2 protein-coding genes are annotated in these 725 nt (G+C 63.9%); both read left to right on the top strand.

The genetic code is table 11. The features are described 5' to 3' along the window. A partial coding sequence (locus E6R18_RS33875; RefSeq protein ID WP_136320687.1) for an RHS repeat-associated core domain-containing protein occupies nt 1-350 on the top strand: 350 nt, incomplete at its 5' end. A 1-nt stretch (nt 351) separates the two neighbouring features. Then, nucleotides 352-525, top strand: a complete 174-nt coding sequence (locus E6R18_RS34355) for a hypothetical protein (RefSeq protein ID WP_168712517.1) — start codon at nt 352-354, stop codon at nt 523-525. The last annotated feature ends 200 nt before the right edge of the window (nt 526-725 follow it).

Genomic DNA, 725 nt, shown 5'->3' with positions numbered 1-725 from the left:
ACCGCTTCGCCGGCGCCTACAACGACCCCACGGGCCTCTACAAGATGGGCGCCCGCTACTACGACCCCGCCCTAGGCCGCTTCACCCAGCCCGACCCCTCCGGCCAGGAAACCAACACCTACCTCTACGCCGCAGGCGATCCCATCAACCACACCGACCCCACCGGGCTGGACAATTCCCCTCTGGAGTACGTGAACTTCGCCCTCGGAGCGGTGGGGGCGGTGGCCGGTGTCGTCGGCTTGGTCGCCACTTCCCCCGTAGTGGTAGGAGTAGCCGCTGGGGTGGGCGCGGCCGTGGGCATAGCTCTGGTGGTCGAAGGCGCCGCTTGTCTCTTCGCGGAGGCTTGCTGACATGCAGACTCTGGCGTACGCCCTCATCGTCGGATCCGCAGCCGCCATGGTTCTCTTCCTGGTTCTGGCGGTCCGATCAACCCGCGGAAGCGACAAAGAGAAGACCTACAAGGCAGCCGCCATCACCACGATCGTGCTGCTGATCGCGAGCTTGGTTTTCAGTCTGCTGGTCTGAGCCGCGGCGGGCTGCTGCCGCCCGTCCTGAGGAACCAGCCCGCGCTGATCGACACGGTCCCTGCGATCTGCTTAGCCTTGATCCGCCGAATCGATGCCTGTGGATAACTTTTCTTGGAACGAGAAAGTGCCTTGTGGCCTGCGATGATGGGAGTTCTTCAGGCTTCCAGCACGCACGATCAGCAAGGCACTTCCGAGATG

It is taken from the genome of Streptomyces sp. A1277 (assembly GCF_004795015.1).
Taxonomy (GTDB): domain Bacteria; phylum Actinomycetota; class Actinomycetes; order Streptomycetales; family Streptomycetaceae; genus Streptomyces.
The sequence above is the reverse complement of the archived record's forward strand: the minus strand, read 5'-3'. Positions and strand labels throughout refer to the sequence as shown.

Coding starts and splice junctions, on each gene's coding strand:
- E6R18_RS34355 (WP_168712517.1), top strand. CDS start 352: ATGCAGACTCTGGCGTACGCCCTCATCGTCGGATCCGCAGCCGCCATG.